Source organism: Methylobacterium sp. J-043 (genome assembly GCF_022829505.1).
Lineage (GTDB): Bacteria > Pseudomonadota > Alphaproteobacteria > Rhizobiales > Beijerinckiaceae > Methylobacterium > Methylobacterium extorquens_A.
The window spans coordinates 196,082-207,799 of the sequence record NZ_JAKSYB010000075.1 but is presented as its reverse complement, the minus strand read 5'-3'; the positions used below and the strand labels follow the sequence as shown (position 1 = coordinate 207,799).

General features: G+C 70.5%; 11 protein-coding genes. 5 read left to right on the top strand and 6 right to left on the bottom strand.

The features are described from left to right. Positions 1-159 precede the first annotated feature (159 nt). Both MKK50_RS24170 and MKK50_RS24165 read left to right on the top strand, forming a co-directional pair. On the top strand, positions 160-2,787 hold the full coding sequence (locus MKK50_RS24170; RefSeq protein ID WP_253369844.1) for a histidine kinase dimerization/phosphoacceptor domain -containing protein: 2,628 nt from the start codon (positions 160-162) through the stop codon (positions 2,785-2,787). An 8-nt stretch (positions 2,788-2,795) separates the two neighbouring features. Beyond that, positions 2,796-3,353: a biliverdin-producing heme oxygenase gene (locus MKK50_RS24165; protein ID WP_499025720.1), complete on the top strand. Its 558-nt coding sequence runs from the start codon at positions 2,796-2,798 to the stop codon at positions 3,351-3,353. Positions 3,354-3,420: 67 nt separating this feature from the next. On the opposite strand, the gene MKK50_RS24160 is transcribed toward MKK50_RS24165, so the two are convergent. Together MKK50_RS24160 and MKK50_RS24155 are read right to left on the bottom strand one after the other, a co-directional pair. After that, the gene (locus tag MKK50_RS24160) at positions 3,421-4,581 is read right to left on the bottom strand and encodes a lysylphosphatidylglycerol synthase domain-containing protein (protein ID WP_499025718.1); all 1,161 of its coding nucleotides are present in this window, start codon (positions 4,579-4,581) and stop codon (positions 3,421-3,423) included. Next, on the bottom strand, positions 4,574-5,026 hold the full coding sequence (locus MKK50_RS24155; protein ID WP_499025717.1) for a hypothetical protein: 453 nt from the start codon (positions 5,024-5,026) through the stop codon (positions 4,574-4,576). Before MKK50_RS24155 ends, MKK50_RS24160 begins: the two co-directional genes overlap by 8 nt. A 255-nt stretch (positions 5,027-5,281) precedes the next feature. On the opposite strand from MKK50_RS24155, the gene MKK50_RS24150 reads away from it, so the two are divergent. The 3 genes from MKK50_RS24150 (at position 5,282) to MKK50_RS24140 (ending at position 8,118) form a co-directional block, all read left to right on the top strand. Further along, complete coding sequence (locus MKK50_RS24150) at positions 5,282-6,628, top strand: KpsE/RkpR family capsule polysaccharide export protein (protein WP_253369836.1); 1,347 nt, start codon at positions 5,282-5,284, stop codon at positions 6,626-6,628. Between the two features lie 97 nt (positions 6,629-6,725). Further along, positions 6,726-7,010: a hypothetical protein gene (locus tag MKK50_RS24145; RefSeq protein WP_499025715.1), complete on the top strand. Its 285-nt coding sequence runs from the start codon at positions 6,726-6,728 to the stop codon at positions 7,008-7,010. A 130-nt stretch (positions 7,011-7,140) separates the two neighbouring features. After that, complete coding sequence (locus MKK50_RS24140) at positions 7,141-8,118, top strand: phosphatase PAP2 family protein (protein WP_499025714.1); 978 nt, start codon at positions 7,141-7,143, stop codon at positions 8,116-8,118. 46 nt (positions 8,119-8,164) lie between these two features. Here MKK50_RS24140 and flbD read toward each other — a convergent pair whose 3' ends face one another. The 4 genes from flbD to fliG form a co-directional block, all read right to left on the bottom strand. Beyond that, positions 8,165-9,538, bottom strand: coding sequence for a sigma-54-dependent transcriptional regulator FlbD (flbD, locus tag MKK50_RS24135; RefSeq protein ID WP_499025712.1), 1,374 nt, complete (start codon positions 9,536-9,538; stop codon positions 8,165-8,167). 153 nt (positions 9,539-9,691) lie between these two features. Continuing rightward, positions 9,692-10,039, bottom strand: coding sequence for a flagellar motor switch protein FliN (gene fliN / locus MKK50_RS24130; RefSeq protein ID WP_253369830.1), 348 nt, complete (start codon positions 10,037-10,039; stop codon positions 9,692-9,694). A gap of 5 nt (positions 10,040-10,044) precedes the next feature. Then, complete coding sequence (locus tag MKK50_RS24125) at positions 10,045-10,671, bottom strand: FliH/SctL family protein (RefSeq protein WP_499025711.1); 627 nt, start codon at positions 10,669-10,671, stop codon at positions 10,045-10,047. Next, positions 10,668-11,693, bottom strand: a complete 1,026-nt coding sequence (fliG, locus tag MKK50_RS24120) for a flagellar motor switch protein FliG (protein ID WP_301288758.1) — start codon at positions 11,691-11,693, stop codon at positions 10,668-10,670. Before fliG ends, MKK50_RS24125 begins: the two co-directional genes overlap by 4 nt. Between the last annotated feature and the right edge of the window lie 25 nt (positions 11,694-11,718).

Genomic DNA, 11,718 nt, shown 5'->3' with positions numbered 1-11,718 from the left:
CGCGTCCAGCGATGCACGGTGCCGCGGAGGAATGTATGTAATCAGACAAAGCTTGGTCTTGTCAGACACTTGGTACGGCCGTCACGAGTGCCGAGACGCGTGCCGAGGGCAGACTCGGCATTGCCTAACCGGGGCGCGGCAGGCATACCGACTGCCACAATGGTCGATCCGTCGGAGATGAACGCCGTGGGGCCGAACGGTGGTCCGGTCGACCTTCCGGTCGATCTCGATGCCCTCACCGCTGAGCAGCGGGATGAACTCGGCGTGGGCATTCTTGCTCTCAACGCCGTCGGGATCGTGCTCGCCTGCAATCGGGCCGCGGGAACGCTGTGCGGCCTGTCGCCCGACACGATGATCGGGCGCCATTTCTTTCGCGAGCTCGTGCCGAGCGCCAACGTGCCGAGCTTCTACGGACGCTTTCTCAGCGGCCAGCGCCGGAGCGCGACCGATCAGGCCTTCGAATTCGTGTTCGGCCGCATTCCGGCTCCCCTGCGGGCACGAATCGGCCTGCGGTCCGGGGCGGGCGGGCGCGTCTGGCTCACCATCACCCCGCTGGAGCAGATCGCCGCCGGCCCCTCGCGTGAGGCCGTCCTCGCGGCGATCGCCCAGCGCAGCCGCGCCGAGCCGGTCGATCCGAGCCTGTGCGAGCGTGAGCCGATCCACATTCCCGGCTCGATCCAGCCGAACGCGGTGATGCTCGCCGCCGATGCAGCGAGCCTCGAGATCCTGGCCTTCAGCGCCAACGCCGCGGACGTGCTGGCGCCCGAGCTTTTTCCGCCCAACGGCCTCAACCTGGAGGCGGTGCTGCCGGGTGCGATCGTCTCCGCGATCCGCGACGGGCTCGCCGCCCACACCCTGACCGACGGGCGGCTCCTGCGCCGCTCGCTTACGCTTCCACCGCGCGACGAGCGCCTCCACCTCGTGGCCCATGCCCATCTCGGCCGAGTCATCATCGAATTGGAGCTGGCGCCGGAGCGCCCCGAGGACTTCCTCGCCGCGAGCCCGCTCGACGCCGAACTCGCCATGATGCGGCTGCGCGCCGCTGAGACCTTGACCGAGGCAGCACAGATCGCTGCCCTCGAAATCCGCGCCATGACCGGTTTCGAATCGGTGCTGGCCTACCGTTTCGACGCGGATTGGAACGGAGAGGCCATCGCCGAGGACATGGTGCCGGATTGGCAGCGCCCGCTGATCGGCCTGCGCTTTCCCGCCTCCGACATCCCGGCCCAGGCCCGCGCCCTCTACACCAAGGCCAAGAGCCGCTTCGTGATCGACCGCGACTGCGTACCGGTGCCGCTGGTCGCCGACCGCTCTGCCGGCAACGCACCGATCGACCTCACCTTCGCGCAGAACCGCTCGCTCTCGCCGATCCACCTCGAATACCAGCGCAATCTCGGCGTCGACGGCTCGATGTCGATCTCGATCATGGTCGAGAACCGGCTCTGGGGCCTGATGATCGGCCATCACCGCCGGCCGCACTACGTCGCGCCGGAGACCCGCGCCGCGGCGACCGTGCTCACCGACGCCTTCGCCATGCGGGTGCAGGAGATCGAGGGCAAGACGCTGTGGGGCGAGCGGCAGCGCCATCTCGACGTCCAGGGGCGGCTGGTGCGCGGGCTCACCCGCTCCGACGACTTCGTGGCTTCGCTGACGAACGGCAACCCGACGCTGCTCGACCTGTTCGAGGCGACGGGCGCGGGCATCATCTCGGACGAGTCCGTCTGTCTCGTCGGGGCGACCCCGCCCGAGGCGGCGGTGCGCGCGCTCGCCGACTGGCTGCGGCAGAGCTTGGCCCCCGGTGAGACCACCTTCGTCACCGACACGCTGGTGCTGCACCATGCGCCGGCCTCCGCCTATACCGAGGTCGCCAGCGGCCTGCTCGCGGCCTTCGTCGGCACCTCGCGCCAGCATCTGCTGTTCTGGGTCAAGCCGGAGGTGCCGAGCACGGTGACCTGGGGCGGCGACCCGCGCAAACCCGTCCTGCCCGGCAGCGGCCCGGTGGCGGTGCTGCCGCGGCGCTCGTTCGAGCGCTGGATCGAGGAGCGGCGCGGCCATTCCGCCCCGTGGGCGACGTGGAAGGTGGCGCTCGCCGCACAGCTCGCCGACGCCGTGGACGGCGTGGTGCTGCGCCAGCGCCGCAAGATCGACGAGCTGACCGGGCTGCTCGCCGACAAGGAGCGCCTGCTGGAGCAGAAGGATCTGCTCACCCGTGAGATCGACCACCGGGTGAAGAACTCGCTGCAGATCGTGACGGCCTTCCTGCACATGCAGCGGCGCCATATCGCCGACCCGGAGGCGCGCCAAGCCTTCTCCGAGACCTCGGCCCGCGTCATGAGCGTCGCGCGGGTGCACGACAGCCTGTACCAGGGCGAGAGCATGGAGCAGGTCGATCTCGGCCAGACCATCCAGGCCCTGTGCAGCGATCTGGCCGGCATGGCCGGCGACGAGCACAGTGTTGAGATGACCGCCGAGCCCGGCCTGATGGTGCCCTACCAGCATGCGGTGGCGCTCTCGCTGATCACCACCGAACTCGTGACCAACGCGTTCAAATACGCCGGCGGGCCCGACAAGGGCGCGCGGATCAGCGTCACCGTGGCGGGCGGCGAGGGGGCGGCCGTCCGCCTCAAGGTCTGCGACGACGGGGAGGGGATGCCGCCGGGCTGGGAGAACGCCAAGGCGCGGGGCACCGGGCTCGGCATGAAGCTGATTCGCGCCATGCTCGACCAGATCGGCGCCCGCCTCGACGTCGAGAACGCCGACGGCGCCTGCTTCACCGTTCACGCCTGAGCCCCTTCGTGAGCGACAGCCTGCACGCCCGCCTGCGGGAGGCCACGCAAGTGGCGCACGAGGCGCTGGAGCGCGACCTCGATTGGGAGGCGCGCGTGGCGACGCTGCCCGGCTACCGCGACCTGCTGGTCCGCCTGCGCGGCTTCCACGCCGCCTACGAGCCGGCGATTGCGGCCGCGCTCGCGGACGCAGCCTTCTTCGATCCGCGCCGACGGCTTGCGGGTCTCGATGCGGATCTGCACGCCCTCGACGGGGCGGCGCCCGGCACTCAGCCCATGCCCGCCGCGCCCCGCCTCGACGGGGCGGGCGCGGCGCTGGGCGCGCTCTACGTACTGGAGGGCTCGACGCTGGGCGGCGCCGTCATCGGCCGCCACGTCGCCCGCCTGCACGGGGAGGGCGTGCCGCTGGCCTATTATGCCGGCCGCGGTCGTGCGACCGGACCGCTTTGGCGGGAGTTCCGCGAGCGTCTGGACGGTGTGCCGGAGGCAGAGGCTGCCACCGCCTTCGCCGCCGGCATCGCGACGTTCGAGGCGATGCGCGGGTGGCTGACGACGAGCGAGGGCTGATCGGCTAGGTTTCTCCAGGGCTCCGCCCTGGACCCGCGAAAGGACCTGTCCTTTCGAAACCCGAAACTCAGCGCGGTGGCAGCACCTGCGTCTGCTTGGCTTCGAGAGTCTGCCAGACGATTAGCGAGGGCAGGCCGAGGGCGACGTCGGGCACGCGCTTGGCGAGCGACAGGGCGATGGCGGTGCCCGCATCGAGCCCGAACAGGGCGCCCACCACGACGAAGCCGCCCTCCTGCACGCCGAGCCCGCTCGGGACGGCGAAGGCCGCCGACTTGATCGCCTGCGAGAGCGATTCCAGCACCAACACCTCGGTCAGACTCACCTCGACACCGATGCAGGCGAGCACGATCCAGATCTCGGCCGCGCCGAGCCCCCAGGCCACGGCGTGCAGGGCGACGGATTGGGCGATGCGCCCGCGGCGGCCCCGCGCCCAGACCGCATCGAGGGCCTCCTGCACGGAGAGGATGCCCGCCGCGCCCGCCTCCGGTTTCGCCCCCTCCGGGGCCGCCGACCGCAGGAAGCGGCGCCCGAGGGCGGCCAGGCGCCGCTCCAGCCCCCGCGCCACGCCGAGCGTCTGCAGGGCGAAGAAGGCCGCGACCGCCGCGACCGCGACCACCGCGGCCTGCGTCGTCCACCATGCGAGCGCGGCAGCGGCCTCCCCCGGCAGCCGCCAGAGCAGCCCGGCGCCGAGCCCGGTGAAGGCCACCTGCGTCGCGACCTGGATCAGCATGTCGGCCAGCAGCGAGGCGGCCGCGAGGCTGCCCGCGACGCCCCAGAAGGTCAGCAGGCGCCCGCCCACCACCTCGCCGCCCACCGAGGCGACCGGCAGGAGCACGTTCACGCCCTCTCGCACGAAGCGCAGGATCACGAAGGCGCCGGTCTCGATCGGGGGCTCGGCGGCCTTCGCGGGATGGATGTGACGTCCCGAGGGCGGGATGCCGCGCAGCAGCCGCGCCCAGGCGAGCCCGCACAGCAACACGATGACGGCCCGCACCCCCACGATGGCGGCCAGTCCCGCCGGACCGATCCGCCCGAAGGCCGCACCGATCGCCGCAAGGTCGTTGGTGGCGACGAGCCAGACGCCGAGCCCGAGCCCGACCAGGGTGCCGACGAGCGGCAGCCGGCGCAGCAGCCCGCGGAGGAGACGCCCCGGTAGCGGCCCTTCGGCGGGCCGGTCCGAGGAGGGATCGTCGCGCCCGTCCCCACGGCCGGCGGGTGCCTCAGCCATTGCCGGCTCCATCGGGCGGAACTGCCGGGCTCGGCTCGGCCGCTGTGAACACCGCGACGGATGCGGCCGGCGACGGCACCACGGCGGCGAGGGTGAGGGCTAAGGGACCGAGGGCATCGAGGGCCGGATCGACGAGGATGACACGGCGGCGCGCCAGGGATTCCGGCGTGGCCAGCGTCAGCATCCGCTTGGGGCAGGGCCCGAGACAGCCCGTTTCCAGCACCCGGACCTTGCCGGCGCCCTTTTTCGCGCCTTGCCTGAACGCCCGTTTGACGGCACGGCCGAGCTGCTTGCGGTCCACGCCCTGGCGCTTGGCGCATTTGCGGCACACCAGCACGAGGTCCGAGAAGCCCGCCTTGGCCGTCCTGACCTTGGTCGTCTCGGCCCGAGCCGATTCGACCCGGTCTTCTCGGGGCGCCCCACCCGGATCCTGCCGCCGTCCCACATGTCCTCCCGTCCGGCCCTTCGATTCGGGCCGTACTCCGTTTCGGGGGCGGTATCGCAGCCCCCCGGCCCAGGGCGCAATCCCGGCGGATCGCCGCGCCTTAAAAAGGGCCGAAAAGAACGTGACCTGAGCCTTCAGACAGGATGCCGCCCCGAGCTTGCCGAAGCGTCCGGCCCGAGCGTATCGCGAGGGGACGGGCGCGAGGTCCCTCGTGCGGGCGGGCTCCGGCCGCGGATCCGTGAGGACCCCCATTCGATGAGTTCCGACGACGAGGTCAAGCAGGCGACCAGGGTCCGGCCGAGCCCGAGCGTCCAGTCGCTGATGGATCTTGCCCGGCGCTCCGTGCCGGATCTGCGGCGCAACGCCGAGACGATCGAACCGGTTTCCCCGGGCAAGGGCCGGGGCTTCGGCGGGGCGCTGGTCGAGCGGGCGCGCCGCACCCTCGAATGGACCCGGCTGCCCGGCCTGCGGCCGCGGGAGGCGCGCCCGCCCGAGCGGATGGCCAAGCGGCTGTTCCGCAGCTACTGCCTGTTCGCGCTGGCGCCGACCGCGGTGGTCGGCCTCTACGTCTTCGCGATCGCCAGCCCGCAATACATCGTCGTGTCGCAGTTCGCCGTGCGCGGCAACGTCGAGCCGATGGCCAGCGCCGAACTCGGCCTGCACAGCGACCTGATCCAGAAGCACAACAGCCAGGACAGCTTCATCCTGCGCGACTACATCGGCAGCCGGCCGATGGTGGAGGCCGTCGACGCCAAGCTCGGCCTCGAACGGATGTTCTCGCAGGACGGGATCGATTTCTGGGCCGGCTACGGCGCGGGTCAGCCGATCGAGAAGCTGGTGCGGTACTGGCGCCGGCAAGTGGTCCCGCACATCGATGCGATTTCCGGCGTGATCCACCTGAAGGTGCGCGCCTTCAAGCCCGAGGACGCGGTCGCGATCTCGCAGGAGGTGATCGCCCGCTCCGAGACCTTGATCAACAGCATCTCGCGCCGCGCCCAGGGCGACATGATCGCCAACGCGAAGAAGGAGGTCGAGCAGTCGTTCGAGCGGCTCAAGCAGGCGCGGATCGCGATGCAGGAGTTCCGCAACCGCTGGGGCATCATCGACCCGGTGAAATCGGCCGAGGCGGCCGTGACCACGATCGAACTCCTGCGCAAGGACAAGATCAAGGCGGAGAACGACCTGCGCGTGCTGCGCGACTCCAAGCTCGACGAGAAGAACCGCGGCATTCAAGTGCTCGTGGCCACCGTCGGCGCGCTGGACGGACAGATCAAGGATCTGCAGGGCCGGCTCACCACCGACGGCATCGTCTCGAATTCCGAGCACAACCTCACCCAGGCCCTGCTCGAATACGAGGGCCTGATGGTCGAGCAGACGGTGGCGGAGAAGCTCAACGCTTCGATGCAGATGATCCTCGACCGCGCCCGGATCGCGGCCGCCAAGCAGCAGATCTATCTGGCGACCTTCGTGCCGCCCCTGCTGCCGACCTATTCGGAATATCCGGCCCCCTTCTACGCCCTGTTCGCGGCCCTGTTCTGCTTCACCGTCCTGTGGAGTTCGGTCTCGCTCGTGACCGCAGCGGTCAACGACAACCGGCTCTAGATCCTTGTCGTGACATGCATTCCGACGAGCTGGCTTCCAGTTCGTCGGGATGCGTTCTAAGCGGCGGCAGGCAAACGGCTTTCATCGAACGGCTTCCATGGCGGATTTCACCGATCTCATCGCGCGCGCCGTCAGCCCGTCCATGAGTCGGGAGGAGCGCGATCAGGTCTACACCGTGGTCCGGCAGGCGGTGCAGCGGCTCCAGGACCGCGAGGGCCTCGCCGGCGACGATCCCCGCATCTTGCTCCAGCGCCACCTGATCGAGGAAACGATCCGCGACGTCGAGTTCGACATCGTCCGCTTCCTCACCCTGCGCAAGATCGAGCAGGCGCGCGCGGCGCAGAACGCCGAGTACGAGGCGCAGTTCACCACGAAGCGGTGAGGGGCCGGCAGCCTCTCGCAGCAGCGGCCGGCACGAGGCCGCGGTAACAAAACGATACAATTGATAGTTGTTTTCATGCGATGGAAACAACTCATGCATGACGCTTGGGCCTCCGGCCAGCGAGCGCTCCATGCCTGTCCCATCCCTCTTCACGTCCAGGGTGGCGGATGCCGCCGGCCCGTCGCTGGCCACCTACAGCCTGCTGGTCCTGTCGGGCGCCGCCGCCCTCTACGTCCAGAGCCTGACGGGCGTCTGGCTCAGCACGTCCGGCGTCCAGTGGCTGGCGCCGCTGTCGATGCTGGCGGGCGCCGTCTACTTCAACACCCGCGCGATCCGCCCCCGCTTCGGCGCCGCGCTCGCCCTTCTCGCGGTGCTGATCGTGCAACTGCCCATCACCAGCGCCCTGGCCTACGGTGTTCAGGCCTTCAGCCTGCCGCTGCGCGACGACTGGCTCCTCAGGATCGATCGCGCCTTCGGCTTCGACTGGCCGAGCTTCCAGGCCGCCATGGTCGAGCGGAGCGGCCTGATGGAGATCCTGGGCCGCGCCTACGAGACGTTCTTCATGCAACTGGCCCTCGCGCCCCTCATCCTCGCGGCTCTGGGCGCGGTGCGCCGGGCCGATCGTTTCGTCGCCGCCTTCATCCTCTGCGTGATGGCGACGACGCTCGTCAGCGCCGTGCTGCCGGCCGAGGGCGCGGCCGGCCTGCTCGGCCCGGACAGGGCGCATCTGCTGTTCCAGGGCGCGACGCCGCTCGGCGATCTGCACGCGTTGCGGGCCGGCTCGCTGCGGGCCGTGGCGCTGGAAGCGGTCGGCCCGCTGATCTCCTTCCCGTCGCTCCACTGCGCCGTCGCCTACCTCGTGACGGCCGCGCTCTGGCCGCTGAGAGCTTTGCGCTGGGCCGTGCTTGCGCTGAACGCCGTGATGACGGTCTCGGCCGTGACGCACGGGGCCCATTATGCCTGCGATTGCGCCGCGGGCCTGCTCGTCGCCGCCGTCTCGTTCCATGCCGCCGGCCGGCTGGGTGTCTGGAGCGATGCGGCGCTCGGGCGGATGCGCGGCGCTGCCGGCCGCACCCGCCTCGCGGGACCCGATGCCGCCGCCGGCTGATCGGCTCGGTCTGTCGACCATCCTCGCGAGGCGTCCGAAAGCCGTCTCAGCCGTAGGCCGCCATGGCCCGCACGCCGCCGGGCTCGGCCACCTTCACGCCCGCCTCGACATACTCGTTGAGCTTGTTGCGTAAGGTTCGGATCGAGATGCCGAGGATGCGCGCGGCGTGCGTGCGGTTGCCGAGGCAATGGTCGAGGGTGTCGAGGATCAGGTCGCGCTCGACATCCGCCACGGTGCGCCCGACGAGCCCGCGGGTCGCCGCCTCCGCCGCGCTCGCCGCCCGCTCGACCGGGCCGGAGGCCGCCGTCGGCGCCGCGAGCGATTCGCCCTCTGGGCTCAGGATCGCCTCCGGACCGATCTCGGCGCCTTGCGCCAGGAGCACCGCGCGGTGGATCGTGTTCTCCAACTCGCGCACGTTGCCGGGCCAGGGGTTGCGGGCGACCAGGGCCTGCGCCTCGCGGGTCAGCGGGCGCAGCGACAATCCGTTCAGCTCCGCGTATTTGCGGGCGAAATGGGCGGTGAGTTCGAGGATGTCGGCCAGCCGCTCGCGCAAGGCGGGCAGGCGCAGGTGTACGACGTTGAGGCGGTAGTACAGATCCTCGCGGAACGTGCCCTTCTTCACCTCGTCGGCGAGGTTGCGGTTGGAGGTGGCGAGCACGCGGATATCGACCTTGACGGGGGCGGCGCCGCCGACCCGGTCGATCACCCGCTCCTGAAGCGCGCGCAGCAGCTTGGATTGCAGCCGCACGTCCATCTCGGAGATCTCGTCGAGGAGCAGCGTGCCGCCATTGGCCTCCTCGAACCGGCCGATGCGGCGGGCGACCGCGCCGGTGAAGGCGCCCTTCTCGTGGCCGAACAGCTCGGATTCGAGCAGGGCCTCGGGGATCGCCGCGCAATTGACCGAGACGAACGGACGGCTCGCCCGGTTCGACTTGGCGTGGACGTGGCGGGCCAGCACCTCCTTGCCGGTGCCGCTCTCGCCGGTGATGAGCACGGAGGCTTCCGAGCGGGCGACCTGCTCGGCGAGCCGCACCACGCGCTCCATGGACGGATCGCGCCAGATGAAGCTGCGGGCGTCCGCCGCGACGGCCTCGATGACCGCCGCGATCAATTCGGGATCGGGGGGGAGGGGGATGTACTCCTTGGCCCCCGCCTGGATCGCCGCCACCGCGGCGCGGGCGTCGGAGGCGATGCCGCAGGCCACCACCGGTGTGCGGATGCGCTCGTCTGACAGAGCCTGCACCATCCGGCGGATGTCGAGGCCGACATCGACCATCACGAGGTCGCCGCCCTTGGCGCGCAGGGCCGCGAGCCCCTGGTCGATCCCGTCGGCGTGGGTGACCGAGGCGCCGCGGTTCATGGCGATCTTCGAGGCGGTGACGAGTTCGCTCGAGAGCCGTCCGACGATGAGCAGCCGCATGGCGTGGTATCTCCGAAAATTCGATCCGTTTCAGGTGGCTCGCCCCGGCCTGCGATGACCCTTCATCGCAGGCCGCCCCCGCGACTGCGGGGCGGCGGTCGCCTGCCGGACGTGCCGATCCGGACCGGATGTCCGGATCGGCACAACAGAGGATCAGTGATCGTTCTTGATGATCTCGGTCATGGTGACGCCGAGGCGCTCCTCGACCAGCACGACCTCGCCGCGGGCGACGAGGCGGTTGTTGACGAAGATGTCGATGGCCTCGCCGACCTTGCGGTCGAGTTCGAGCACGGCGCCGGGGCCGAGCCGCAGGAGGTCGCCGATCGGCATGCGCGAGGAGCCCAGCACCGCCGAGACCACCACCGGCACGTCGAAGACCTGTTCGAGGTCCGCCGCGTTCTTCGGGCTCGTCGGCGCGTCGCGGACGGAAGCTGCACCGCCCTCGTCGTAGGGCAGGTCGCCCTCGTTGAGCTGGGGCAGGCTGAAATCGTCGCTCGACATCGGGCTCAGGCCTCTGCGCTGGCGAAATTGGGGGAAAGGGCGGCCTCGACGGCGGCCTCGATGCGGGCGCGCTCGCGCACGACGCCGCCGTCGGCCCATTCGAGCCGGGCATCGCCCGGCGCCATGTCGGGTTCGCCGAGCACCACGAGGCGCCCCTCGAAGCCGTTCTCGCGCGACAGGCGCCGCATCAGCGCCTCCGCGTCATCGACGAGCCCCTCGCTCACCCGCAGCACGAGGTGGGGCACGCCGCGCAGATGCCGGAGCGCGGAGCGGGCCGCCTCCTCCACCGTCGCCAGCGGGCGTGCGTCGAGGGCGTCCCCCGCGATCCGGCGGGCGAGTGCGGCCGCGAAGGCCAGCGCCTGCGTCTCGCGCTCGCCGTCGCGGGCGTCGGACTGGTTGAGGAGGCCGGCGGCGGCGAGCCCGACCCGGGTCAGAGCGTCGGCGAGCCGGGCCTGCTCCTGGAGTGCGGCCTCCGCCCGGCCGTCCTGAAGGCCGCGGGCGTAAGCCGCCGCCTCGATGGCGGCCCGTTCGGCCTCCGCCCGGGCCGAGGCCTCCGCGTCGGCGGCGGAAGGCCCGCGCGGGCGGCCGAAATCGGTGTCGAACAGGAAGGGGCGGGAGGCTCTCGGGCTCAATAGACCAACTCCTCCTCGCCGCCGTTCTTGGCGATCATGATCTCGCCCTTCTCGGCCAGCTCTTTCGCGAGTTCCGTCATCTTGGCCTGCGCCTCATCGACCTCCTTGAGGCGGATCGGCCCCATCGAGCCCATCTCGTCGGTGAGGTTCTTGGCCGCGCGGGTCGACATCTGGCGCATGAAGAAGGCGCGCACCCGCTCGTCGGCCCCTTTCAGCGCGCGGCACAGGGTGTCGTTGTCGACCTTGCGCATCAGGGTCTGGACCGAGCCCGGATCGAGCTTCAGGAGATCCTCGAAGGTGAACATGAGCTGGCGGATCTTCTTGGCCGAGCCGCGGTTGGCCTGGTCGATCGCGGCGAGGAACCGGGTCTCGGTCTGCCGGTCGAAGGCGTTGAACACCTCGGCCATGAGTTCGTGCGCGTCGCGCCGCGTGGTCTGGGCGATGGTCGAGACGAACTCGGTGCGCAGCGTCTCCTCGATGTGACGCAGGGCCTCCTTCTGGACGGTCTCCATGCGCAGCATCCGGTTCAGCACGTCGATGGCGAACTCCTCCGGCAGGATGGTCAGCACCTTGGCGGCGTAGTCGGCCCGCACCTTCGACAGCACGACGGCGACCGTCTGCGGGTACTCGTTGCGCAGGAAGTTCGCGAGGATCTCGGGGTCGATCTGGGTCAGGCTCGCCCAGACGCGCTTGCCGGAGGCACCCTTGATCTCCGCCATGATCGAGGAGACCTGCTCAGGGGGAAAGATCTTGAGCAGGAGCGACTCGGTGCGCTCGAAGTTCGAGGTGATGCCCCCGCCCGAGGACAGCCGCGAGACGAAATCGACGATCAGCCGCTCGACGGTGCCGGCTTCCAGTGAGCCGAGCTGCACCATGGCGTGGCTGACGAGCTTGATCTCGTCCTCGTCGAGGCGCTGCCAGATCGGCGCACCCTCCTCCTCGCCGAGCAGCAGCAGCAGGGCGGCGGCGCGCTGCGGGCCCGGCATCTCGGCGAACGCCCTCGAGGCATCGACGCTCTCCATGGCAGCGTTGAAGTTTACGCCCGCG